This is a genomic window from [Mycobacterium] fortunisiensis, assembly GCF_019050325.1.
GTDB classification, from domain to species: domain Bacteria; phylum Actinomycetota; class Actinomycetes; order Mycobacteriales; family Mycobacteriaceae; genus Mycobacterium; species Mycobacterium fortunisiensis.
In genome coordinates this window covers 213516-236635 of record NZ_VOMB01000020.1, presented here as the reverse complement: position 1 = coordinate 236635, position 23120 = coordinate 213516, and the positions used below count along the sequence as shown (strand labels likewise).

Here is a 23120-nt window from a genome sequence, read left to right as displayed (position 1 = left end):
GTTGTCTGGTCTGTCGCCGGGTTGTCGCGTTGTCACGCCAGAGTGGCTCTCGACCGCGAGCGTCACGCTGGAGCGGCAGCGGAGTGTGGTGTCGCGATTGCCGACGACGCTCTGTCACGCCAGAGTGGCTGTCGGTGCCGAGCGCCACTCTGGCGTGACAAACTGGCAGCTGGGCAACCTCAGCAACTGGCAACTGGCAGTTGGGCAACCTGAGCAACCGGCGTCCGTGAGCAACCGGCGCCCGGCCAAATATGCCAAGCCGGGCACCCGGAGCGTCAGCCGATCGCCAGGCCCAGCGCCGTCAGCGTCGTCGTCACCTCGATCGCGGCGCCGAGCACGTCGCCGGTGATGCCGCCGAACCGGCGCACGCAGTGGGCCACCAGCACAACTGAGCAACCCACCGCGACCAGGACCACCACCGGGCCCTGCCACATCCGGGGCCCGGCCCAGGCGGCCAGCGCGGCGACGGCGACCACCCAGGCCGCCACCACGGTGAGCGGCTGGGTCCCCGCCACCGCGGCCCCCAGTGAACTACCCGCGGCCGCGGGCACCGAACGTCGGCACGCGGTCACCGCCGCCACCCGGCCTGCGGTGACGGCGACAACGATCGCCACCGCGTCGAGTCGTGCGAAAGTCATTGCCTGACAACCGATCACCACGATCACCGCGGCGACGCCGAACGGTCCGGCCGATCCGTCACGCATGACCGCCAGCGCCCGCTCCGGCGGGCCGTAACACCCCAACCCGTCGACGGTGTCGCAGAACCCGTCGATGTGCAGTCCGCGGGTGGCCAGCAGAAGTACGGCCACCGCCAGCAGACCGGGCAGCGCGTTGTCGTCACCGAACGCCCACTGGCCACCGGCCACCACAGCGGCGGCCAGCGCCGAAAGCGCCAGTCCCACCAGCGGCAGGGCCGTGAGCGCGCCTCGTCCGATGCCGACGGAGGACCGCACCGGCAGCACGGTGCCGAAGGCGAAAGCCCCTCCGAGTGCAGACATTCCACGCCGTGGGGCGATCATGTCTGCGCCGAGATTCCGGCCTCGTCGAAGGTGGCCATCGAGGCCAACGTGGCGATCGCGGCGCGCACGATCGGCAGCGCCAACGCGGCACCGGTGCCTTCACCCAACCGCATGCCGAGATCGACGATCGGCTCCAATCCCAGCTGCGCCAGCGCCAGGCTGTGCGCCGGTTCGGTCGATCGGTGTCCGGCCTGCCACCAGGCTCGGGCACCCGGGGCCAACTGTTCGGCCACCAGCGCCGCGGCCGTCACCACCAGTCCGTCGAGCAGTACAGGAGTGCGCCGCTGGGCGGCCTGCGCGCAGAATCCGGCCAGCGCAGCCAGGTCGGCGCCGCCGCACACCCGCAGTAGGCCCACCGGGTCACCGGTGACGGCGCGAGCCCGGTACAACGCATCACGTACCGCAGCGGCCTTGCGCATCCAGCCGAAATCGTCGATGCCGGTGCCGCGGCCGACCACCACCACCGGCTCGGCTCCGGTCAGGGCGGCCACCAATGTTGTTGCGGCCGTGGTGTTTCCAATCCCCATGTCGCCGGCGATGAGGAGGTCGGCGCCCGCGTCGACTTCTTCGTCGGCGATCCGGCGCCCCGCCGTGACCGCAGTCACGGCTTCCGCTTCGGTGAGGGCATCCTCGACGGCGATGTTGCCGGAGCCCCGGCGGACCTTGTGGGCGCCGATCGCGGCGGACAGCGGCTCGGCGCAGTCGACGGCGATGTCGGCCACCCGTACGGTGGCCCCGGCCACCTCGGCCAGCACGTTGATCGCCGCCCCGCCGGCCTCGAAATTGGTCACCATCTGGCCGGTCACGGCCGACGGGAACGCCGACACCCCCGCGGCGGTGACCCCGTGGTCGGCGGCGAAGACCACGACCCGCGGCCGGGTGAGCATCCGCGGCGGGCATGCGCCCTGGCACGAGGCCGCCCAGATCGACAGCTCCTCGAGCCGGCCCAGCGACCCGGGTGGCTTGGTCAGCTGGGCCTGCCGCGCCCGTGCGGCCGCGGCCGCGTCGGCATCGGGCGCGGTGACCGGGGCAAAGGCCGCACCGGACTCGGTATCTGGTTCGGTCACGTCAGCTCCTTCACCGTGACCGGTTGGCCGGCCACCACCAGCACCACCCGCTCGCACACCGCGGCCAGGCGCTGGTTGACCGTGCCCAGCTCGTCGGCGAACCGGCGTCCCGCCTCGGTGGCCGGCACCACGGTCAGCCCGACCTCGGGGCTGATCAGGGCCAGGGGAGCGGCGAAGCCGGCCACGGCCTGCACGAGAGTGTCGACCTCGCCACCCACCTCGGCGCCGGCCCAGGCGCCGAGGTGGTCCATGGTTGCGGTCAGCCAGCCACCGATGTCGTCGACGAGGGCTGCGGTACCCGGATCGTCACGCAGCGCGGCAGCCACATCCCGGGTCTCCACGGTGCGCCAATGCGCCGGCCGCCGGGTCCGATGCGCATCGACCCGCCGGGCCCAGGCGGCATCGCCGTCGGCTGCGGGACCGGTGGCCAGGTAACGCACCGGCGCGGTGGCGCCGGCCACTCGTGCGATCGTGGTTTCGGCCCACTGGGATTTGCCCGATCGGATACCGCCGAGCACCAGGGTGCGCACTGCTCAGGCCCCCCGAGACGCCATCAAGCGATCTTGTCGCCGCGGTTGACAGCCGGCCGCGGCGCCCGCATGCGACGCAACTGCGATGCCCGGCTGGCAGCGTAAAGCCCGAGCTTGAAACCACTTTCGGTGTTGCCCGGGAATTTCTCGTCCACCATGTGATTTACCTTGCGGCCCACGATGAACCCGTCGATCGCCATGATCACCACCAGGACCAGCATCGCGTAGGACAGAATCTGCTGGAACTGCAACGAGGGCAGCGCCAGCATGAAGAAGATCATCGCCAGCGCGGCTGGCATGAACAAACCCAGCACATTGCGCCGTGCGTCCACGATGTCGCGGACGTACCGCCGGACCGGCCCTTTGTCGCGCGGCAGCAGGTAGGACTCCTCGCCGGCCATCATCTTCTCGCGCCGGTCGGCCATATCGGCGCGCCGGGTGATCCGCTCGATCTTGCGCTCTTCCTTGGAGAGCTTGGGGCCGCGGAGCTCCTTGCGACGCTGGCGGGCCTCGGCGGCGGTCAGCGGCGCCGGGGCCACCGGCCCGCGCCGCTTGGCGGCCTCGTTGCGTTTGGGCGTCGGCCGGCCCTTGGGCGCGGTGGTGGGCGCTGATCCTGCCGGAGTCGACCCGGATCCGTCGACCGCCGCACCCTGATCGGTCGCGGCGGGTTCGCCCTCGTTGTCCTTCTTACGGCCCAGCAGCTTCACGCCAGCCAGGTTACTGCCCGACGCTGCGGGCCTGGCCACATGCCCCGGCCTGTGGATAAGTCGGGAATATCCGCGGAACAATGTACCGTTGAGGGGGTAGACGCGCGGTACGTCCACGCGTTTCCTACGACTTCAGCTGTACCGGCATCAGAGATGCCCAGGGATGCTTAGGGAGAGCCATGACTGTTCAGGACGCCACCTCCACCGAGACCCACGGTGTGATCCTGTCCGACGCTGCGGCGACGAAGGCGAAGGCGCTGCTGGACCAGGAAGGCCGCGACGATCTCGCGCTGCGCATCGCAGTGCAACCGGGCGGCTGCGCCGGCCTGCGCTACAACCTGTTCTTCGACGACCGCACCCTCGACGGTGATCTCACCGCCGAGTTCGGCGGGGTCAAGCTGACGGTGGACCGGATGAGCGCGCCCTACGTGCAGGGCGCCACGATCGACTTCGTCGACTCGATCGAGAAGCAGGGCTTCACGATCGACAATCCGAACGCCACCGGCTCCTGCGCCTGCGGCGACTCCTTCAACTGACGTTGAGTGCAGACCACCAGCGGTCAGTACAGGCCGCTGGTGCGCAGCACGTATGAGCAGACCAGAACCTGTTCGTTCTTCCCGTCTCGCTGCACCAGCAGCTGGGCCACGCCCTGCTGCTCCTGATCGGCGGGGCTCTTCCCGCGTGCCGACGCCCGTGCCGGTGCCACCTTCATGGTGAACAGCACCTGAGCCTGTGTGGTGGACCACGGCACGTTCTTGTCGATGCTCAGCACCTCGACGTGGCTGAATTGCTTGCGGAACGCGTCGCCGGCCAGCCCGGCCACCGCGAGATCGGCTTTGCGGTCCTTGACCCCGTCGTACAGCCCGCACAGGGTGTGCCGTGCGACCGTTTCGTCATCACCGTCGAGCAGCGCGTTCAGATATTCCTGGATCGCGGCCTGGGCCTTGGCGTCGGAGACGGCGGCCGGGGTGGTGGGGCCGCGGCGGCCGGCGAACACGACCGCGCTCAGCACCCCCGCCACGGCGGCAACCGCCAGGACCGCCGCCAGGATCTTGGGCCAGCGCCGTCGCTTGGGGTAGGGCACCGGCGGCGGCAGCGTGCCTGGATACGCCGAAGGCATCTGCTCGGGCTGTGGCTGGGGCGGAAGGTGCTCGGGGTACTGGTATGAACCAGTCATTAATTGGCGCTCCCGCGTGATGTGTCGGTGGGTCAGCCGTCTACGGTGACCGGGATTACGGTTATACGCAGGTTAGCGCAACCCGCGAAGTGCGGCCCGGGCTCAAACGACCACCGTCACCGGCCGCGTGGGTAGGGTTTACGTAGCCAACTTAACGAAATGAGGGGTGCACTACGTGACCATCGCAGTTACCGGATCCATCGCAACCGACCATTTGATGCGCTTCCCGGGCAAGTTCTCCGAGCAACTCTTGGCCGACCACCTGCAAAAGGTGTCGCTGAGCTTTCTGGTCGACGATCTGGTGATCCACCGCGGTGGCGTGGCAGGCAACATGGCGTTCGCGATCGGCACTCTCGGCGGTGACGTCACACTGGTCGGCGCCGCGGGCCAGGATTTCGGCGAATACCGGGCCTGGCTGGAGGGCGCCAACGTCGACTGCGGCAGCGTACTGATCTCCGAGGACGCCTACACCGCCCGCTTCGTCTGCACCACCGATGAGGACATGGCCCAGATCGCCTCGTTCTATCCCGGTGCGATGTCGGAGGCACGCAACATCGCCCTGGCCGATCTGGTGGAGCGGGTCGGCAAGCCGGAGTTGGTGATCGTCGGGGCGAACGACCCCGAGGCGATGTTCCTGCACACCGAAGAGTGCCGCAAGCTCGGCCTGGCCTTCGCCGCCGACCCGTCCCAGCAGCTGGCCCGGCTCTCCGGTGAGGAGATCCGCAAGCTCATCAACGGTGCCACCTACCTGTTCACCAACGACTACGAGTGGGACCTGCTGCTGCAGAAGTCGGGCTGGAGCGAGGCTCAGGTGATGGGCCAGATCGGCATGCGTGTCACCACGCTGGGCGCCAAAGGCGTCGACCTGGTCAGCTCCGACGGCACGTTCGTGCACGTCGGCGTCGTCCCGGAGAAGTGCCAGACCGACCCCACCGGCATCGGCGACGCATTCCGCGCGGGTTTCCTGACCGGACGCAGCGCCGGGCTGGGGCTGGAACGCTCCGCCCAGCTGGCTTCGTTGGTCGCCGTGCTGGTCCTGGAGGCGCCCGGCCCGCAGGAGTGGACCTGGGACGCCGCCGAGGCGGTGCAGCGGCTGTCTGACGCCTACGGTGCCGACGCCGGCGCCGAGATCGGCAAAGCGCTCGGCAATTAGCCTGCTCGAGCCTAGAGCTGTACCGGGTAGTGCGGTTCGGAGATCTGCGGCGTCACACTGTGCTCGACGAAGATGGCGTGCCACAGCATGAAGATCAGCACGGTCCACAGCCGGCGGCTGTGATCGCTGACGCCATTGCGGTGCTCGTCGAGCATGGTGCGCACGGCACCCAGATCGACATGCTCGCCGGCCTGTGACGACGACGTCGTCGCGTATGCCCACTCCATCAGCTCGCCGGCCCGCAGCCAATGCCGGATCGGCACCGGGAAGCCCAGCTTGGGCCGGTTCAGCACATGCGCGGGCACGATGGGTTCCAAGGCGCGACGCAGGGCGTACTTCGTGGTGGCCCGGGTGATCTTCTGATCGACCGGCAACCGGGAGGCCACCGCGAACACCTCGGGATCCAGGAACGGCACCCGCAGCTCCAGCGAGTTGGCCATGGTCATCTTGTCGGCCTTGACCAGGATGTCGCCGCGCAGCCAGGTGAACAGGTCGATGTGCTGCATGCGGGCCACCGGATCCCAGCCCTGCGACGTGGCGTACAGCGGGCCGGTGACGTCGGTGTGGGTCCAGTCCGGCCGGAAGCCCGGCAGCACCGCCCGCAACTGCTCATCGGAGAAGCTGCGGGCATTGCCGTAGTAGCGCTCTTCCAGGGTCAGCGAGCCGCGGTGCAGCAGGCTCTTGCCGCGCATGCCCTCCGGCAGTGGTTTGGACGCCTTACCCAGGGATTTGCGTACCGGTCGCGGTAGGTAGTCGAAGGGCTTCAGCGACAACGGTTCCCGGTAGATGGTGTAGCCGCCGAACAGTTCGTCGGCGCCCTCACCGCTCAACACCACCTTGACGTGCTTACGGGCCTCGCGGGCGATGAAGAACAACGGCACCAGGGCCGGGTCGGCCACCGGTTCGTCCAGGTACCAGACGATCTGGGGGAGCGCGTCGACGAACTCGGCGGCGCTGACCACCTTGGTGACATGCCGGGCGCCGATGGCCTCGGCCGAGGCCGCCGCCACGTCCACCTCCGAGAAGCCCTCGCGCTCGAAGCCGGTGGTGAAGGTGATCAGCCGCGGGTTGTGCCGCATCGCCAGCGCGGCGATCGCCGTCGAATCGATGCCACCGGAGAGGAACGCGCCGACGGTCACATCGGCCCGCATGTGCTTGGCGACGGAATCCTCCAGGGCCGCGGTGATCTCGTCGTAGCGTGATTGCTCGGCGCCCTTGATGAAGGGCACCGCGGCGAACTTCGGCTCGAAGTACCGCGTCACCTCGGGACGGCCCCCGGGCTTCAGCCGTGCATAGCTGCCCGACTCCAGCCGGCGGATGCCACGGTGCAGGGTCTCGGGTTCGGGCACGTATTGCAGCACGGTGTAGTGCTGCACGGCGCGCTGGTCGATGCCCAGGTCGATGCCCAGTCCCAGCTCGGGATCCTGGGCCAGATCCAGCAGGCACTTCTTCTCGCTGCCCACTGCGGTGCCGCCCGGCCCGGTCGCCATGAACAGTGGCTTGATGCCGAACGGGTCCCTGGCGCAGAACAATTCCCGCTCCGCGGTGTCCCAGATCGCGAACGCGAACATGCCCCGCAGCCGGTTCAGCGCGTCGGCGCCCCAGTGGTGGTAGGCCGCGACGATGGCCTCGCCGTCGCCGTCGGTGTGAAACTCCGCCCCGTGTTCGGAACGCAACACTTCCCGTAGCTCGACGTAGTTGTAGATCTCGCCGTTGAACACCAGCACGTAACGGTCGGGGGTCTCGGCCGGGCCCCAGCGCAACGGCTGGTGGCTGTGCGCGATGTCGATGATCGACAGGCGGTTGAAGCCGAGGACCACGCTGCCGTCGCCGGTCTGGTCGGCCCAGGTGCCAGGCTCGTCGGGGCCACGATGACGCATCAGGTGCGATGCGGTCGCCACCGCCTCGACCAGCGGCGATCTGGTGTCGGGGGAGGCGTCACCCTGGACGGATCGGGATGGGTCAGTTACCAAGGCGAGCAGTCCGCACACCGCGTCAGTATGTCTGATCCGGCGGGTCCACGCGTCCACCACCCACGCTGTTGCGCCAGTCGCTTCGCTCCCGTGGGCGGGCGTGGTCTACGCTGCGTAGTATTCGCAAAACAACGACCGGTCGCGGTCGCGAAATACCGATCTAGGAGGCGCCAAGGTGACACCTCGCGGGCTTAAGGCGGTGGCCCGAGCGGCGTTGTTGACCATTGTCCTGGGTGGCTCGGCATTCTTGCTGAGCGGCTGCAGCTGGCAGGACGCACTCGCGCTCGGCTGGCCGACCGGGATCACCCCGGAGGGCAAACTCAACCGGGAGCTGTGGATCGGCTCCGTGATTGCGTCCTTCGTGGTGGGCGCCATCGTGTGGGCGCTGATCTTCTGGTCGAGTGCGTTCCACCGGAAGAAGAAGGGCGACACCGAGCTTCCGCGCCAGTTCGGCTACAACATGCCGCTGGAGCTGGTGCTGACGGTCATCCCGTTCCTCATCATCTCGGTGCTGTTCTACTTCACCGTGGTGGTCCAGGAGCGCATGCTGCACAAGGACCCCAACCCTGAGGTCGTCATCGACGTGACCGCCTTCCAGTGGAACTGGAAGTTCGGTTACCAGAAGATCGACTTCGCCGACGGCTCTTTCGATTACGACGGTGTCGATGCCGAGCGCAAGACCGCGATGACCTCCAAGCCGGAGGGCACCGACGCGCACGGCGAGGAGCGGGTCGGCGCGGTGCGCGGCCTCAACCCCGAGGATCGCACTTACCTGAACTTCGACAAGATCGAGACGCTGGGCAGCTCCACGGAGATCCCGGTTCTGGTGTTGCCGGTCGGCAAGCGCGTCGAATTCCAGCTCAACTCCGCGGACGTGATCCACGGTTTCTGGGTGCCCGAATTCCTCTTCAAGCGTGACGTGATGCCCAACCCCGAGGCCAACCACTCGGACCACATCTTCCAGGTCAGCAAAATCGAGCAGACCGGCGCGTTCGTCGGGCGCTGCACCGAGATGTGCGGCACTTACCACTCGATGATGAACTTCGAGGTCCGGGTCGTCGAACCCAACGACTTCAAGGCCTACATCGATCAGCGCAGCGCCGGCAAGACCAACGCCGAGGCGTTGGCTGCGATCAATCAGCCGCCGCTGGCCGTCACCACTCACCCGTTCGACACCCGACGCGGTGAGCAGGCACCGCAGGCGAGCAAGTAGGGGCTAGACGCAATGCATATTGAAGCTCGACTGTTCGAGATCCTCACGGCCTTCTTCGCGCTGTCGGCGGTGGTGTACGGCGTGCTGACGGCGATGTTCGCCACCGGTGGCGTCGAGTGGGCCGGTACCACCGCGCTCGTGCTCACCACCGGGCTGACCCTGCTGACCGGAACGTTCTTCCGGTTCGTGGCACGTCGCCTGGATACCCGCCCCGAAGACTACGAGGACGCCGAGATCAGCGACGGCGCAGGCGAACTGGGTTTCTATTCGCCGCACAGCTGGTGGCCCATCCTGATCGCGCTGTCCTTCTCGGTGGCCGCGGTGGGTACCGCCCTGTGGCTGCCGTGGTTGCTGGTCGCCGGGATCTGCTTCGTGCTGATGGCCGTCGGCGGCCTGGTCTTCGAGTACTACTGGGGTCCTGAGAAGCACTGACCCGTCCGACGACGTGCCGGTTGTGGCCAGACCAGGTCACAATCGGGCCGTCACTTCATCCGCCACCGGCAGCGCCGGACTCACCCGCATCGTCTCGTTGGGTAATGTTGCCGGGGCACTGTCACCAGTGAACGGCACCGTTCGATCCGCGTGGCAGTGAAGTAGTCGAGAAGGATAGGCGTAGATGAGCGGGCCGAATCCCCCGGAACCGGGTGCCTCCGGTTCTGATTTGCCGGATCAACCCGGAAAGCACTCCGCACCCGAGGACGCAACACAGGCCACGGGCGGCCAGGATGTCGGTGAGACTCAGGATGCCGGACAGACGGAGTTCTACTCGCAGGCGTACTCCGCACCCGAGTCCGAACAGTTCACCAGCGGGCCCTATGTGCCCGCTGATGTGGCGTTGTACGACTACGACGATTACGACCCGGCGACCGAACTCGTCGACACGGGCCCACCGCCGCGCTGGCCGTGGGTGGTCGGAATCACCGCCATCGTCGCCGCGATCGCCCTGGTGGCCTCGGTGGCCACCCTGGTCGCCCGCGACGACGACAGCACCAACCTGGCCACCCCCAAACCGAGCACCACCACTGCGGCGCCGCCGGTGCAGGACGAGATCACCACGACCACACCGCCGCCCCCGCCGCCGCCCACATCGGAGGAACTGCCCCCGCCGCCTCCACCGGAGACCGTGACGGTGACCGAGCCGCCACCGCCGCCACCCGCGCCCGCACCGGCGCCGGCGCCGGCCCCGACCAGTGAGGCGCCGCCGCCGGCCACGACGGCACCGCCGACCACCACCACCCACGCCGGACCGCGTCAGGTCACCTATTCGGTGACCGGCACCAAGGCGCCCGGCGACATCATCACGATCACGTATGTGGACGGCAACGGGAACCGCCGGACGCTGCGCAACGTCTACATCCCGTGGACGTTCACGATGACGCCGATCTCCAACTCGGATGTGGGCTCCGTCGAGGCATCCAGCCTGTTTTTGGTCAGCCGACTGAACTGCTCCATAACCGCCAGTGACGGGACCGTGCTGTCCTCCAACGCCAACAACTCGGCACAGACGGCCTGCTGATGACCGGGCCGATCAGCGAACTCGACAGCACCGACCGGGTGCTGCTGGGTGCCTGCGCAGCGGTCTGGCTCGCCGCGCTGGGTGCCGGGGTGGCCGCCGTGGTGGCCCTGGTCGATCTGGGGCGCAGTCACCCGCAGGGTGCCGAAAGTGCCGACACCCCGTGGGTGCTCTACACCGTCATCGGCCTGTCCGTGCTGGTGATCGCTGGTGCGGTGCCGTTGCTGCTGCGGGCGCGGGCGCAGACCGACAGCCGCCAGCCGGCCCGACGGCCCCAACCGCCGGCACGCTCGCCGCGCCCCATCGGGGGCAGCTACCGGGCGGCACCGGTCACGATGAGTCGCTACAGCGCGGGCAGCGGGACGGCCCTCGCCGAGGCGATCTGGTTGCGGTTCACCCTGGCGGTCACCTGCGCCATCGGTATCGGGACGGCGGCAATCGGGCTGGCCACCTATCTGATGGCCACCGGCAGCGATGTCGCCGCCTGGTGTCTCTACGGCCTGGCCGGGCTGGTCACCGCGGGTATCATCGCGCTTCCGATCGTGGCGCTGCGCCAGCTCGACGCACTGCCCTCCTGAGCCCTTCCGTCTTCCCGGCCAGGCGGCCCACGCGCGGCGTTTCGGCCCGAAACCCACCGACGGCTGCGTAATCTCGATATCCACAAGTGCGGGCCAGGGGCCGACGACGGGGAAGGACGAGGCCGCCCATGAACATGGTTTTGGCGGGCGCGGTGGTTGTCAGCGTGAGTGCGTTGCTTGTTGGTTGTGGATCTGGAACCGAGGGCGGCGAAAGTACGGCCGAGCCGACGTCATCGGCAACCAGCGAGGCCGCGCCGGCGCCGCCGACGGAGCGCCCCACTGTGGCCGGGCCGAACAAGACGATCAGCGACTACGTCGCCGAGAACAAGATCGCCGAAACGCCGATCAAACCCGACGAGCCGGGTACGCCGGACTTCGACTTCCCGTTCCCGCCGGACTGGAGCCCAGCCGGGGACAAGACGCCCGACTGGGCGTACGGCGCCATCGTGTACGACAAACCGTCAGATCCGGCTGACCCACCGGCGATCATCGCCATCGCCTCCAAGCTGACCGGCAACGTCGACCCGGCCAAGATCCTCGAATACGCGCCGGGACAGTTGCTGAACCTGCCGGAGTTCACGTCGATCGACGAGCCAGAGAAATCCACCCTCGGCGGGTTCGAGGCAGTGCAGTCGGCCGGCACCTACAGCCTTGACGGCAAAGCTCGGGTCGTCGCCCAGAAAACCGTGGTCATCCCCGGCGCCGATGCACTATTCGTGCTGCAGCTCAATGCCAATGCGCCCGAAGAGCAGAAGGACGTGGTGATCGACGCGGCCGAGCTCATCGACGAGCAGACGAAGATCACCCGGTAGCGGAAACCAGCGGAGACCATGACATGTTGATCCGAACCAGGGCACCGGAGCTCCTGCTGGCGACCCTATGCAGCGCGGTGCTGGCCTCGGCTGTCGTGACGGCGGCGCCGTCGGCACACTCGGCCCCTTGCCCGGGCGGCGCCGTCCTCGATCCGATCACCGGCGTCTGCTGGTCGCAGAACGACCCGACCAACACCCTGGGCCGTTCCGGCAACAACTCGTGTATGCCGGGACGTTTGGGCCTGTGTCTCGGAGCGCTGCAGAACACCCCGACTCCGGGCTCGGCGCTCAAGACCCAGCCGCCGGCCGGGCCGGCTCCGCGATCCGGGCCGAAAGGCACCTGGCCCTGAGCCGGTCAACCGGTTACCTCGGCGCCTAAAACAATCGCCGCCCTCCCCGAAGGGAGAGCGGCGATTTGTTCGGGGTAGGGGAGTGGTCAGTGGTGACCGTTGGTCTCCCCGTTGCCATTTTGCTCCTGGTGCTCGCGCAGCGCGGTCAGCGCCTTGTGCTCAGAGGCATGCGCGGCTTCGGTGAGCGCCTCGTGTTCGACAGACGGATCGGCGAACAGGAAGCTGCCGGTGCCCGGTGCACCACCGGAGCCGAGCTTGTTCATCCGCTTCGGCAGGGCGGCGCCCTGGTACTCCAATGGGATCGGGTGACCGTGGTCGTCGACCGGCCCCAGCGGCTGGTGCAGTTCGACGTAGGCACCGTGCGGCAGGCGCTTGATGATGCCGGTCTCGATGCCGTGCTCCAGGACCTCGCGGTCGCTGCGCTGCAACGAGATGGCCCACCGGTAGGCGATGTAGTACACGATGCCCGGCAGCACCACCATGCCGATACGACCGATCCAGGTGGTCGCATTCAGCGAGATGTGGAACTTCAGGGCGATGATGTCGTTCATCGCGGCCAGGGTCAGCACCATGTAGAACGCGATCGCCATGGCGCCGATCGCGGTACGCACCGGCACGTCGCGCGGACGCTGCAGCAGGTTGTGGTGCGCGTCGTCGCCGGTGACCTTCCGCTCGATGAAGGGGTAGGCGATCAGCAGGCCGAAGACACCGCCCATGATCAACGCGACCCAGACCACCGCGGGGATGGTGTGGCCGAACGGGTAGAACTCCCAGGCCGGCCAGATACGCGCCAGACCCTCGGTCCACATCATGTAGAAGTCCGGCTGGCTACCCGCCGAAATCTGAGACGGCTTGTAGGGACCCAGGTTCCAGATCGGGTTGATCGTCAGCAGGCCGCCCATCAGGCCGAGCACACCGGTGATCATCGCGAAGAACGCACCGGACTTCACCGCGAACACCGGCATGACGCGCACGCCGACGACGTTGTGCTCGGTGCGGCCGGGGCCGGGGAACTGAGTGTGCTTCTGGAACCACACCAGCGCCATGTGCGCACCGATCAGCGCCAGGATGATGGCCGGGATCAGCAGGATGTGCAGGGCGTACAGCCGCGGGATCAGGATCTCGCCGGGGAAGTCCCCGCCGAACAGCGCCCAGTGCAGCCAGGTGCCGATGATCGGCATGCCCAGCGTGATCGAGGAGAGCGCGGCGCGCAGGCCGATACCGGACAGCAGGTCGTCGGGCAGCGAGTAGCCGAAGTAACCCTCGAACATCGCCAGGATCAGCAGCAGCGAGCCGATCACCCAGTTGGCCTCACGGGGCCGACGGAACGCACCGGTGAAGAAGATGCGCGCCATGTGCACCATGATCGACGCGGCGAACATCAGGGCGGCCCAGTGGTGGATCTGGCGGACGAACAACCCGCCGCGCACCTCGAAGCTGATGTCGAGTGCGGACTCATAGGCCCGCGACATCTGAACGCCCCGAAGCGGTTGGTACACACCGTCATAGGTGACGTGTGCCATCGACGGATCGAAGAACAGCGTCAGCCAGACACCGGTGATCAGCAGCACGATGAAGCTGTACAGCGCGATCTCACCCAGCAGGAATGACCAGTGGGTGGGGAACACCTTGTTCAGCTGCCGGCGCACCGCCGCCGACGGGTGATAACGGGAATCGATCGCATCCCCTTGTGCGGCGGCGATCTTGGCAAGGTCAGGGCTCATGATTTGCGCTCCCAGAATGCCGGTCCGACGGGCTCGACGAAGTCACCGTTGGCGACCAGGTAGCCGTCTTTGTCGATGGTGATGGGCAGCTGCGCCAACGCGCGCGCAGCCGGACCGAATATGGGCTTTGCGAAGTGCAACGCGTCGAACTGCGACTGGTGGCACGGGCAAAGGATGCGGTAGGTCTGCTGCTCGTACAGCGACGACGGGCAACCCAGGTGCGAGCAGACCTTCGTGTAGGCGAAGAGCTCACCGAAGTTGAAGCTCTCCTGGCCCTTCCGCTTGACCACGCGGGACATGTCGGCCGGCTTGATGCGGATCAGCATCACCGGGTTACGCACACCCATGGCGATCTCGGTGAGGTGATGCGAGGACTCGACGGTGGTGCCGTCGCCGTCGGACTCGCGCCACGGGAACACGGTCTCCATGCCACCGGCGTCGAGGTCCTCGGGCCGCATCTTGACGAACGGTGACTCACCGGGAAGGCCGGTGGCCCGCGCCAGATAGATGGTCTCGCCGTGGAAACGCGGCGTCCATCCCGACGTCCACAGCACGGCCTTCTTGCCTTCGGCGGTGGGCACCACGGGCTTCCACGGGTTCTTGATCAACCCGCCGATGAACGCCACCAGGGTGCCGACTCCGAAGGCGCCCAGGCCGATGCCCAGCGACAGGCCGATCAGCTTGCGCCGCTTGACGGTCGAGCCCTCGAGAGCGTCGGTGAGGTTGGCCCCGATCGTCTTGCGGTGCAGCTCGGGGGAGCGGCCGTCGTGGCGATCCTGGACCGAGATCTCCTCGGGGATGAACTTCTTCTGGAACAGCACCGCGCCCACGCCGATCGCCAGGATCGACAGGCCGAAGGTCAGGCCGTACAGCGGCGTGGCCAACGAGTAGAGGAACTCGCCTTCGGAACCGAAAGGCTGGTACTCCCACGGCCAGAAGAGGAACACCAGCAGCAGCGCCAGGCCGGAAAGTCCGCCGAGCAGAAGCCAGTACGCGACCAGCCGCTCGGTGCGCTTCTCGGCCTTCGTGCCGGGAACCGGCCAGCGCGGCTCCTTGAAGATCGTCTCGACACCGTCGATCTTGCCGCCGAGCTCGACGAGCTCTTCACGCGACATCGAGGCCAGCTCGGCCTCGCTGGGAAGCTTCGGGCTGTTGTCGGTCATGCTCGTGCCCCGATCCACATCGCCACGCCGATGGCGGCCACCATTCCGATAATCCACATCGCCATGCCTTCGGGCGCGGGGCCGAAGCCACCGAGTCCGTAGCCGCCGTAGCTGGGAGTCTCAGCGGACTCGCGGACGTAGGCGACGATGTCGCGCTTCTCTTCCGGCGACAGCTGGCGGTCGGAGAACTTGGGCATGTTCTGCGGTCCGGTCAGCATCGCGGTGTAGATCTGGGCCGGCTCGGTGTCGCCGAGGTCGGGTGCGAACTTTCCGGAGGACAGTGCGCCGCCCTTGCCGGTGAAGTTGTGGCAGGACGCGCAGTTCAGCCGGAACAGGTCGCCACCGCGCGCCACGTTCGAGCCCATCAGCGATTCCTGGGCGATGGCACCGTTCTCGTCACGGACCACGGTGGGGCCGCCACCGTTGGCCTGTACGTAGGCGCCGAGGGCATCGATCTGATGCTCGTCGAAATGCTCGGGCTTCGCCGGCACCTGGGCCTCGCCGCGCATCGCGGGCATCCGACCGGTCGACACCTGGAAGTACACCGCAGCCTCGCCGGTGCCGATCAGGCTGGGGCCGCGATCGGGCACACCCTGCAGGTTGGCGCCGTGGCAGGACACGCACGACGTATCGAACAGTTGCTTACCGGTGCGCAGCAGAGCCGACTGAGATTCGTCGGCGACTGCGACCTGCGGTGTGGGTGTCAGCGTGGCCGCAACACCACCTGCGACCGACAGGCCGACCAACAGCAGGAGACCTGCTGACAGTCGTCGGCGCAGTCGTCGGCGCGACTTGCTGGTCATCGAACCCCTTCTCATCGAATCGAACATCGGCCGGCCGATCAGCGGACGAAGTAGATGGTGGCGAACAGCGCAATCCAGACGATGTCGACGAAGTGCCAGTAGTACGAGACGACGATCGCCGCGGTGGCCTGCGCGGGCGTGAATTTACTCATCTTGGTGCGGGCCAGCAGCAAGATGAACGCAACAAGTCCGCCGATGACGTGCAGGCCGTGGAAACCGGTCGCGAGATAGAAGACCGATCCATAGGCACTGCCCGGGATGGTGGTGCCGTGCTCGACCAGGTGGATGTACTCGTATCCCTGGCCCAGTACGAAGAACAGGCCCATCAGGAACGTGATCACATACCACCGGCGCAGCCCGAACACGTCGCCGCGCTCGGCGGCGAACACGCCCATCTGGCAGGTGAAGGATGACGCGATCAGAACCAGCGTCACCGGAACAGCAAGGGCCAAATTGAGTTCGGTCGGCTCGGGCGGCCAGTCGCCACCAGCTTGCGCGCGCGCCGTGAAATACATCGCAAACAGTCCAGCAAAGAACATGAGTTCACTGGAAAGCCACACGATGGTGCCAACACTGACCATGTTCGGTCTGTTCAGCGAATGAACGCGCGACGTGATTGCCGTTCCCGAGGTACCTACAGCGCTCGTCACATCCGCAAGTATGACGCTTTGTAGTTGTCGAACTCCACCCGGGTCGAGCAATTCGTCCAAACGTGTCGCCAACGGGTGCCCGCGACCCGGGGCGCCGACGGCTGCAGCGATAGCATTCGGCCGTGGCTTTTGGATCTTCACCGCAGTCCCCGGCGTCGTCCGGTTCCTCGTCCCGATCGGGCGGGGGGCCGTCGTGGCCGGCCATCCTCGGTCGGCTGACCACCGAGCAGAGCCTGCCCAGCGGTTACGCGGGCTGGGCGATGGACCAGATCATGACCGGGGTGGCGACCCCGGCGCAGATCGCCGGGTTCGCGGTGGCGATGAAGATGAAGCGGCCCACCTCGGCCGAGGTCGGGGAATTGGCCGACATCATGCTGTCGCACGCCCGCCGGGTGCCCACCGACAAGATCGGCACGGCGACCGTGGACATCGTCGGTACCGGTGGTGACGGGGCCAACACCGTCAACCTGTCCACCATGGCCGCGATCGTGGTGGCGGCATGTGGGGTTCCGGTGATCAAGCACGGCAACCGGGCGGCCTCCTCGCTGTCGGGCGGCGCCGACACCCTCGAAGCCCTGGGGGTGCGCATCGATCTGGGGCCCGAAGAGGTGGCCCGCAGCGTCGCCGAGGTCGGCATCGGGTTCGCCTTCGCGCCGCAGTTCCATCCCTCCTACCGGCACGCCTCGGTGGTGCGCCGGGAGATCGGGGTCCCGACGGTCTTCAATCTGCTTGGACCACTGACCAATCCGGCCTCGCCGCGGGCCGGGCTGATCGGCTGTGCGTTCGACGACCTGGCCGAGGTGATGGCCGGGGTGTATGCCGCTCGCGGTTCCAGTGTGTTGGTGGTGCACGGCGACGACGGGCTCGATGAGCTGACCACCACGACCACGAGCACCATCTGGCGGGTGCAGGCCGGCACCGTGGAGCGGTTGAAGTTCGATCCGGCGGCCTTCGGCTTCAAACGCGCCGACATCAGCGAGCTGGTCGGCGGCGATGCCACCGCCAACGCCGCCGAGGCGCGGGCCGTGCTGGGCGGGGCCAAGGGGCCGGTGCGTGATGCGGTGGTGCTCAACGCCGCCGGAGCGATGGTCGCCCATGCCGGGCTAGCCAGCGACGCTCAGTGGGCGCCGGCCTGGGAAACCGGTCTGGCGCGGGCCACCGAGGCCATCGACTCGGGCGCGGCCGAACAACTGCTCGCGCGTTGGGTGCGGTTCAGCCTGCAGTTCTGAGTTCTGCAGCTGGGCCGCGGCCAACTGGGCCGAGCGGGCGGTCGCTGCCCATTCCGCGTAGCGGCCCGCCGACCCGATCGGTGTCGCGTAACCCGTCTCGGTGCGCACGATGCGCACTCCGGGTGTGGCCAGCCAGCGGGCGATGAGCGCGGTTTCCTCCACCAGCGCGCCGCCCAATGGTGCTGCGCTGGGCAGGATCACCTGCGCGGCCGCGCAGATCGCGTCGACCACCGGCATCGGCGGCACCCCGCGTGCGGCCGCGCCCGCGCCGGCCAGCTGGCCGTGACGGACCACCGCGAAATGCCAGCCGCCGCTGCCGTCGGGCCGCGCGGCCACGAGTTCGGGCAGCTCGGCCAGGGCGTGCAGCCGCTGACAACGCCACAGCGCCTCGATCGCCACCGCGGCGTGATCACGCAGCCGGGCGGCGGTCTCGTACCGGCCGGCCGCGGCCACCTCGCCGATGTGGTTCAGTGCGGCCTGCAGTGCCGCGCTGTCGGTGCCGTCGATCAACGCGGTGAGGCGCCGGACGGCGGTGGCGTACTCCTGCGGGCCGATGTGCTGGGTGGCCGGGCAAGGGGACAGTTCGGCCTCGGGACAGCGGTGTACTGCGGACGCGCCCAATCGGGCCGCACAGGTGCGTACCCCGGTGAACCGGGCCAGCAGGGCGGCCGACTGCACGGCGTCGGAGCGGGCCGAGAACGGTCCGAAAGCTGTGCGATGTCCCGGGTTTCGCACTGTGGAAAGACGCGGAAAGGCCTCGTCGGTGAGCACCACCCACCAGCCACGTTTGGGAGCTTTGGAACGCCGGTTGTACGGCGGGGCGTGGGCGGCGAGCAGCCGCAACTCCCGGACCCCGGCCTCCAGATCGTGGGCGCATTCCACGTGGTCGACGGCGCGGGCCAGCGTGGCCATCTCCTTCATCCGGGCCCGCGGGTCGGCACCGGTGAAGTACTGCCGCACCCGCCGCCGCAGATCGACCGCGGTACCGACGTAGAGCACCTCGTCCGACGGTCCGCGGAACAGGTAGACGCCGGGGCGGTTGGGCAGCTTGTCGGCCAGCGTCCGGTTGCGGCGCTGGGCCGGGGTGACGTCGGGCAGGTACGACTTCAGGTCGGCGTACGTGTGGATTCCCTGGTTGCCGACCCGCTCGATCAGCCCGTGCAACACGTCGACGGTGGCCCGGGCGTCGTCGAGGGCGCGGTGGGTGGGTGTGGTGGCGGCGCCGAACAGCCGGGCCAGCGCCGACAGTTTCACGCTGGGTGCCTCCTCCCGGGTGAGTACCCGACGGGCGAGCTTGACCGTGCACAGCACCGGCGGACGCGGCCAGCCCAGCTGTGCGCGCTGGGCCGCGGCCCGGAGAAACCCGACGTCGAATCCCGCGTTGTGGGCGACGAGTACCGCCCCGCGGGAGAACTCGAGGAAAGCGGGTAGGACGGCGTCGATCTTCGGTGCGTCGTGCACCATCGCCGTGGTGATCCCGGTGAGCTCGACGATCTGCGGAGGGATCGCCCGGCCCGGATCGATCAGGGTGGCCAGCTCACCGAGTACCTCGCCGCCGCGCACCTTGACCGCACCGATCTCGGTGATGGCGTCGTGATACTCACCCGGTGACCTCGCGGCGGCGCGACCGCCGGTGGTCTCCAGGTCCACCACCACAAAGGTGGTGTCGGCCAGGGAGACACAGTCCAGGGCGGTCTCGCCGCCATCGAGATCCAGCGTCAGCTGCGCGCTGATGGCGGTCGTGCGCTGGCCCATGCCAGTGACGGTATGCACCGCCACCGACAAGTGCGTGCTGCGCTCCTTGTCGGTACCCGCTTGTCGGTACCCGCCGATACCGTGCCCGCAACACCGATCGAAAGGACGGTCAAGATGAGCGGAATGCGGCAGGACCGGTGGTCCTATGCCGATGATCCCAACGCCGGCCGGTCCGGCCCCGGCTGCGTGACCATCGACTGCGATGATTGCGCGGTTCGCGGCCCTGGATGTCAGGACTGTGTTGTCAGTGTGTTGCTCGGAGTCCCGGAAACTTTGCTGGATGACGAGCGTCGTGCCCTGGAAGTGCTCGCTGACGTGGGTTTGGCACCGCGACTGCGGCTGGTGCCGATTCACCGGGACGGCAGATCCGGCGTCGCCTGACGACACGCATCCGTCCGTGCACAGGAAAATATCCAGAAAGGGCTGTTAGATTTGCAGCTTCCGTTGGACAAGCCCGATGCCGTTTCGTAACCTATCTGAGACCTAAGAGCAGTTCGAGGCGGCTCGCCATCGCCAGTTGTGAGGACGAAAACTTGAGGCACGACCGCGCGCACCGGCCCACAAGTCGTTTCAAGCGACCCATCGCAGGTGCCATAGCCGGTTTGGTCTTGATGTCGGGATTCCTCGTCGCCACTTCGCATGCCGACCCCGCCGATGATGCGCTGGCAAAGCTCAACGAGCTGTCCCGCCAGGCCGAGCAGACCACCGAGGCGATGCACTCTGCGCAGCTCGACCTCAACAACAAGCTTGCCGCACAAGAGGCTGCGGAAAAGAAGCACGCTGACGACGTCGCCGCCGTGGACAACGCCAAGTCGCAGCTGGCAACTTTTCAGGTCTCGGTCAACAACATTGCTGCCGCCCAGTACATGGGTGGGCGCACCTCCGGCGTGGACGCCATCCTGACGGCCGGCTCACCGCAGCAGTTGATCGAACAACTGGCCGTGCAACGGGTGATGGCCACGGAGATGTCCACGCAGATGCAGAACTTCCGTTCGGTCGGCGAGAAGGCCGCCGTCGCCGAACGGGAGTCGGCGAAATCGGCCGCCGACGCCAAGACCGCCGCCGAGCAGGCGGCCGCGGTGCGCGCCGACCTGCAATCCAAGCAAAGCCAACTGCAGGTGCAGATCGCGATCGTCAAGTCGCGGTACCAGGCGCTGACGCCGGGTCAGCGTGAAGCGATGGCGGCCCTGCCGCCGACGCCGCCGGTACCCGCACCCGAGGCGTTGCCACCTGCGCAGGATCCCAACGTGTTGGCTGACCCGCCCAACGGCATTCCGCCGGGTGACGTCGCTCCGCCGGAGGCCGGGCTGCCGGATGCCGGCAGTGGCCACTCGGGCACTGTCATCCAGGCCGCGCTCAGCCGGATCGGGTCGCCCTACTCCTGGGGTGCGGCCGGCCCCAGCTCCTTCGACTGCTCGGGCCTGGTGATGTGGTCGTTCCAGCACGCCGGGATCTCGCTGCCGCATTCCAGCCAGGCCATGGCCCGCGGCGGGCAGCCGGTGTCGACAGATTCGATGCAGCCCGGTGACGTGGTGACCTACTACTCGGATGCGTCTCACGTCGGCATCTACATCGGTGACGGGATGATGGTGCACGCCTCGACCTACGGCACCCCGGTGCGGGTCGCTCCGGTCAACAATGCGCCGATCTACAACGTTCGCCGGTACTGAGAACTCCGTCGGTACCGAGAAGTCCGTCGACAGCACTTCTCCGCTGAACGGCCGCCGCGCGCTGCTGGTCGCGGTGTTCCTGATGGAAATGGTCGCGGCGACGGTGTTGTTGTGGAAAGCCGCGCCGCCCCCGGTTTCCCCCCGGGTCCCGCCGCCGACTCCGCCGTCCGCCGCGTCGCCGGGCCCCGTCGCGCCACCCGACCCGGTGACCTCGATTCCGCTGCCCGACGGGCGCTCCGCCGCTCTGCTCGCGTTGGGAGGGCCACACGCCCCCGCCCTGCTGCAGCGTCTGGGTGCCGAACTTCCTGACGCGGTCGCCGCGGTCGACGCGTTCTGGGGTCCGGACTGGCCGCAGCACATCGAGATCGCCGTCGCCGGGTCGGATCAGCAGTTCCGGGTGCTGGCCGGCGGGGCCGCCGACATCGCCGCGACCACCACCGCGCAGCGGATCATGTTCGCCCCCGGGGCGGCCCAGATGAGCCCGGCGGCGCTGCGAATTGTGCTGCGTCACGAGCTTTTTCACTACGCCGCCCGGGCCCAGACCGCCCCCGATGCACCCCGCTGGCTCACCGAGGGCGTCGCCGACTTCGTCGGCCGGCCGGCGGCGGCGCGACCCGGTCCGGCCTCGGCTGCGACGCTGGCGCAGTTGCCGGCCGATGCCGACCTGGACACGCCCGGGGCGGCCCGGTCGCTGGCCTACGACCGGGCCTGGTGGTTCACCCGCTACGTCGCCGACACCCATGGGACATCGACACTGCGTGAGCTGTATCAGCGGGCTTGCGGCCCCGACCATTCCGACGTCGCCACCGCGGTGCGCCAGACTCTGGGTGCGGACCTCGACGCGGTACTGGTCGGATGGCAGCACTGGCTGACCGGATAGCCTGTCGCCATGACGCGGGTTTTGTTGGTCACCAACGATTTTCCACCGCGCCGTGGCGGCATCCAGTCATATCTGGAAGCGTTCGTCGGTGAATTGATGCGAGACGGTTCGCACGAGCTCACCGTGTACGCACCGAAATGGAAGGGCGCCCCGGAGTTCGATGACCGGGCCGCCGCAGCCGGATACCGTGTGGTGCGGCACCCCACCACACTGATGCTGCCCGAGCCGACCGTGGCGAACCGTATGCAGCGGTTGATTGCCGAGCACGACATCGAGACGGTGTGGTTCGGAGCCGCCGCGCCGCTGGCTCTGCTGGGTCCGCTGGCCCGGCGGGCCGGAGCCAGGCGCATCGTCGCGAGCACCCACGGGCATGAGGTCGGCTGGTCGATGCTGCCGGTGGCTCGTGGCGCGTTGCGCCGGATCGGCGACGACGCCGACGTCGTGACGTTCGTCAGTCGTTACACCCGCGGCAGGTTCGCCTCGGCGTTCGGCCCGCGTGCCGCACTGGAGCGACTGTCGCCCGGGGTGGACACCGACCGTTTCGTGCCGGACCCGGTGGCCCGGGCCGAGCTGCGGGCCCGCTACGGCCTGGGGCAGCGACCGGTGGTGGTCTGCCTGTCGAGATTGGTGCCGCGCAAGGGCCAGGACATGCTGATCCGCGCCTGGCCGAGCATCCGGCGGCGTGTGCCCGAGGCGGTGCTGGCCATCGTCGGTGGCGGACCGTACCTGCAGACCTTGCAGCACCTCGCGCACACCCATGGTGTGGCCGCTGACGTCGTCTTCACCGGCGCGGTGCCCGGCGACGAACTTCCCGCGCACCACGCCATGGCCGACGTGTTCGCCATGCCGTGCCGCACCCGGGGAGCGGGCCTGGACGTCGAGGGGCTGGGCATCGTCTACCTGGAGGCTTCGGCCTGCGGGGTACCGGTCGTCGCCGGAACCTCCGGCGGGGCGCCCGAAACGGTGCGGGACGGCCAGACCGGCACGATCGTCGACGGCACTGATGTCGGAGCCGTCGCGTCCGCCGTTTCCGATCTGCTCGCCGACCCGGCCCGGGGCGCCGCCATGGGGGCGGCGGGACGGCACTGGGCGGTGGACAACTGGCAGTGGCGGTCGCAGGGCGCCCGGCTGTCCGGGCTGTTGACGGGCTGACC

General features: G+C 68.1%; 23 protein-coding genes and 1 pseudogene. 13 read left to right on the top strand and 11 right to left on the bottom strand.

All coding sequences use genetic code 11. The features are described 5' to 3' along the window. Window positions 1-275 precede the first annotated feature (275 nt). The 4 genes from FR943_RS17140 to FR943_RS17125 are packed head-to-tail and all read right to left on the bottom strand — an operon-like array spanning window position 276 to window position 3323. Window positions 276-998, bottom strand: a complete 723-nt coding sequence (locus FR943_RS17140; RefSeq protein WP_217159339.1) for an adenosylcobinamide-GDP ribazoletransferase — start codon at window positions 996-998, stop codon at window positions 276-278. A gap of 17 nt (window positions 999-1015) precedes the next feature. Beyond that, window positions 1016-2086 (bottom strand): nicotinate-nucleotide--dimethylbenzimidazole phosphoribosyltransferase, encoded by a 1071-nt coding sequence (gene cobT / locus FR943_RS17135; protein WP_217159336.1) that lies wholly within the window; start codon window positions 2084-2086, stop codon window positions 1016-1018. Further along, window positions 2083-2616 carry a bifunctional adenosylcobinamide kinase/adenosylcobinamide-phosphate guanylyltransferase gene (locus tag FR943_RS17130; RefSeq protein ID WP_217159334.1) on the bottom strand — a complete coding sequence of 178 codons (534 nt, stop codon included), beginning with the start codon at window positions 2614-2616 and terminating at the stop codon, window positions 2083-2085. The genes cobT and FR943_RS17130 overlap by 4 nt, the downstream gene beginning before the upstream one ends. A 23-nt stretch (window positions 2617-2639) precedes the next feature. After that, window positions 2640-3323 (bottom strand): DUF3043 domain-containing protein, encoded by a 684-nt coding sequence (locus FR943_RS17125; RefSeq protein WP_217159332.1) that lies wholly within the window; start codon window positions 3321-3323, stop codon window positions 2640-2642. A 179-nt stretch (window positions 3324-3502) separates the two neighbouring features. Here FR943_RS17125 and FR943_RS17120 point away from each other — a divergent pair, with 179 nt between their 5' ends. After that, on the top strand, window positions 3503-3859 hold the full coding sequence (locus tag FR943_RS17120) for a HesB/IscA family protein (protein ID WP_217159329.1): 357 nt from the start codon (window positions 3503-3505) through the stop codon (window positions 3857-3859). A 23-nt stretch (window positions 3860-3882) separates the two neighbouring features. On the opposite strand, the gene FR943_RS17115 is transcribed toward FR943_RS17120, so the two are convergent. Then, the gene (locus tag FR943_RS17115; RefSeq protein WP_217159326.1) at window positions 3883-4500 is read right to left on the bottom strand and encodes an Rv0361 family membrane protein; all 618 of its coding nucleotides are present in this window, start codon (window positions 4498-4500) and stop codon (window positions 3883-3885) included. Window positions 4501-4675: 175 nt separating this feature from the next. Between FR943_RS17115 and FR943_RS17110 the strand changes: the two genes are divergently transcribed. Beyond that, the gene (locus tag FR943_RS17110; RefSeq protein ID WP_217159324.1) at window positions 4676-5653 is read left to right on the top strand and encodes a carbohydrate kinase family protein; all 978 of its coding nucleotides are present in this window, start codon (window positions 4676-4678) and stop codon (window positions 5651-5653) included. An 11-nt stretch (window positions 5654-5664) separates the two neighbouring features. Here FR943_RS17110 and asnB read toward each other — a convergent pair whose 3' ends face one another. Then, window positions 5665-7644, bottom strand: coding sequence for an asparagine synthase (glutamine-hydrolyzing) (asnB, locus tag FR943_RS17105; protein WP_217159321.1), 1980 nt, complete (start codon window positions 7642-7644; stop codon window positions 5665-5667). A 157-nt stretch (window positions 7645-7801) separates the two neighbouring features. On the opposite strand from asnB, the gene ctaC reads away from it, so the two are divergent. From ctaC to FR943_RS17075, 6 genes are all read left to right on the top strand, one after another. Beyond that, on the top strand, window positions 7802-8839 hold the full coding sequence (ctaC, locus tag FR943_RS17100; RefSeq protein WP_217159319.1) for an aa3-type cytochrome oxidase subunit II: 1038 nt from the start codon (window positions 7802-7804) through the stop codon (window positions 8837-8839). Window positions 8840-8851: 12 nt separating this feature from the next. Beyond that, window positions 8852-9271, top strand: coding sequence for a cytochrome c oxidase subunit 4 (locus FR943_RS17095; RefSeq protein WP_217159316.1), 420 nt, complete (start codon window positions 8852-8854; stop codon window positions 9269-9271). Window positions 9272-9455: 184 nt separating this feature from the next. Beyond that, complete coding sequence (locus FR943_RS17090) at window positions 9456-10355, top strand: MmpS family transport accessory protein (RefSeq protein ID WP_217159313.1); 900 nt, start codon at window positions 9456-9458, stop codon at window positions 10353-10355. After that, the gene (locus FR943_RS17085; protein ID WP_217159311.1) at window positions 10355-10930 is read left to right on the top strand and encodes a DUF2561 family protein; all 576 of its coding nucleotides are present in this window, start codon (window positions 10355-10357) and stop codon (window positions 10928-10930) included. Before FR943_RS17090 ends, FR943_RS17085 begins: the two co-directional genes overlap by 1 nt. A gap of 128 nt (window positions 10931-11058) precedes the next feature. Beyond that, on the top strand, window positions 11059-11742 hold the full coding sequence (lpqN, locus tag FR943_RS17080) for an envelope biogenesis lipoprotein LpqN (RefSeq protein ID WP_217159308.1): 684 nt from the start codon (window positions 11059-11061) through the stop codon (window positions 11740-11742). 23 nt (window positions 11743-11765) lie between these two features. Next, a complete protein-coding gene (locus tag FR943_RS17075) occupies window positions 11766-12092 on the top strand; it encodes a hypothetical protein (RefSeq protein ID WP_217159305.1) in 327 nt (108 codons plus the stop codon). An 86-nt stretch (window positions 12093-12178) separates the two neighbouring features. Here the strand turns inward: FR943_RS17075 and qcrB are convergent, their stop codons facing one another. The 4 genes from qcrB to ctaE are packed head-to-tail and all read right to left on the bottom strand — an operon-like array spanning window position 12179 to window position 16432. Then, complete coding sequence (gene qcrB, locus FR943_RS17070) at window positions 12179-13816, bottom strand: cytochrome bc1 complex cytochrome b subunit (protein ID WP_217159303.1); 1638 nt, start codon at window positions 13814-13816, stop codon at window positions 12179-12181. Continuing rightward, on the bottom strand, window positions 13813-14979 hold the full coding sequence (gene qcrA / locus FR943_RS17065) for a cytochrome bc1 complex Rieske iron-sulfur subunit (protein ID WP_217159301.1): 1167 nt from the start codon (window positions 14977-14979) through the stop codon (window positions 13813-13815). Before qcrA ends, qcrB begins: the two co-directional genes overlap by 4 nt. Beyond that, window positions 14976-15782, bottom strand: coding sequence for a cytochrome bc1 complex diheme cytochrome c subunit (gene qcrC, locus FR943_RS17060; RefSeq protein WP_218045818.1), 807 nt, complete (start codon window positions 15780-15782; stop codon window positions 14976-14978). The genes qcrA and qcrC overlap by 4 nt, the downstream gene beginning before the upstream one ends. A gap of 38 nt (window positions 15783-15820) precedes the next feature. Next, the gene (gene ctaE, locus FR943_RS17055) at window positions 15821-16432 is read right to left on the bottom strand and encodes an aa3-type cytochrome oxidase subunit III (RefSeq protein ID WP_003885537.1); all 612 of its coding nucleotides are present in this window, start codon (window positions 16430-16432) and stop codon (window positions 15821-15823) included. A 203-nt stretch (window positions 16433-16635) separates the two neighbouring features. On the opposite strand from ctaE, the gene trpD reads away from it, so the two are divergent. Further along, on the top strand, window positions 16636-17661 hold the full coding sequence (trpD, locus tag FR943_RS17050; RefSeq protein ID WP_308170597.1) for an anthranilate phosphoribosyltransferase: 1026 nt from the start codon (window positions 16636-16638) through the stop codon (window positions 17659-17661). On the opposite strand, the pseudogene FR943_RS17045 reads toward trpD, so the two are convergent. Beyond that, a pseudogene (locus tag FR943_RS17045) lies at window positions 17599-19416 on the bottom strand (DEDD exonuclease domain-containing protein); the annotation flags it as partial. The gene trpD and the pseudogene FR943_RS17045 overlap by 63 nt on opposite strands. Window positions 19417-19539: 123 nt before the next feature. Between FR943_RS17045 and FR943_RS17040 the strand changes: the two are divergent. The 4 genes from FR943_RS17040 (at window position 19540) to pimB (ending at window position 23118) form a co-directional block, all read left to right on the top strand. Beyond that, complete coding sequence (locus FR943_RS17040) at window positions 19540-19797, top strand: hypothetical protein (RefSeq protein ID WP_372448179.1); 258 nt, start codon at window positions 19540-19542, stop codon at window positions 19795-19797. 152 nt (window positions 19798-19949) lie between these two features. Next, on the top strand, window positions 19950-21086 hold the full coding sequence (gene ripC, locus FR943_RS17035; protein WP_217159294.1) for a peptidoglycan hydrolase RipC: 1137 nt from the start codon (window positions 19950-19952) through the stop codon (window positions 21084-21086). Continuing rightward, the gene (locus tag FR943_RS17030; protein WP_217159293.1) at window positions 21055-21966 is read left to right on the top strand and encodes a peptidase; all 912 of its coding nucleotides are present in this window, start codon (window positions 21055-21057) and stop codon (window positions 21964-21966) included. Before ripC ends, FR943_RS17030 begins: the two co-directional genes overlap by 32 nt. 9 nt (window positions 21967-21975) lie before the next feature. Further along, window positions 21976-23118 carry a glycosyltransferase family 4 protein gene (gene pimB / locus FR943_RS17025; protein WP_217159291.1) on the top strand — a complete coding sequence of 381 codons (1143 nt, stop codon included), beginning with the start codon at window positions 21976-21978 and terminating at the stop codon, window positions 23116-23118. Window positions 23119-23120 lie beyond the last annotated feature (2 nt).

Bases quoted from the DNA above. Each gene is read 5' to 3' on its own strand.
- lpqN (WP_217159308.1), top strand. From the start codon at position 11,059: ATGAACATGGTTTTGGCGGGCGCGGTGGTTGTCAGCGTGAGTGCGTTG.
- qcrC (WP_218045818.1), bottom strand. From the start codon at position 15,782: ATGACCAGCAAGTCGCGCCGACGACTGCGCCGACGACTGTCAGCAGGT.
- FR943_RS17085 (WP_217159311.1), top strand. From the start codon at position 10,355: ATGACCGGGCCGATCAGCGAACTCGACAGCACCGACCGGGTGCTGCTG.
- FR943_RS17075 (WP_217159305.1), top strand. From the start codon at position 11,766: ATGTTGATCCGAACCAGGGCACCGGAGCTCCTGCTGGCGACCCTATGC.
- FR943_RS17095 (WP_217159316.1), top strand. From the start codon at position 8,852: ATGCATATTGAAGCTCGACTGTTCGAGATCCTCACGGCCTTCTTCGCG.
- qcrB (WP_217159303.1), bottom strand. From the start codon at position 13,816: ATGAGCCCTGACCTTGCCAAGATCGCCGCCGCACAAGGGGATGCGATC.
- FR943_RS17040 (WP_372448179.1), top strand. From the start codon at position 19,540: ATGCGGCAGGACCGGTGGTCCTATGCCGATGATCCCAACGCCGGCCGG.
- qcrA (WP_217159301.1), bottom strand. From the start codon at position 14,979: ATGACCGACAACAGCCCGAAGCTTCCCAGCGAGGCCGAGCTGGCCTCG.
- FR943_RS17115 (WP_217159326.1), bottom strand. From the start codon at position 4,500: ATGACTGGTTCATACCAGTACCCCGAGCACCTTCCGCCCCAGCCACAG.
- FR943_RS17090 (WP_217159313.1), top strand. From the start codon at position 9,456: ATGAGCGGGCCGAATCCCCCGGAACCGGGTGCCTCCGGTTCTGATTTG.
- FR943_RS17140 (WP_217159339.1), bottom strand. From the start codon at position 998: ATGTCTGCACTCGGAGGGGCTTTCGCCTTCGGCACCGTGCTGCCGGTG.
- FR943_RS17120 (WP_217159329.1), top strand. From the start codon at position 3,503: ATGACTGTTCAGGACGCCACCTCCACCGAGACCCACGGTGTGATCCTG.
- FR943_RS17030 (WP_217159293.1), top strand. From the start codon at position 21,055: ATGCGCCGATCTACAACGTTCGCCGGTACTGAGAACTCCGTCGGTACC.
- pimB (WP_217159291.1), top strand. From the start codon at position 21,976: ATGACGCGGGTTTTGTTGGTCACCAACGATTTTCCACCGCGCCGTGGC.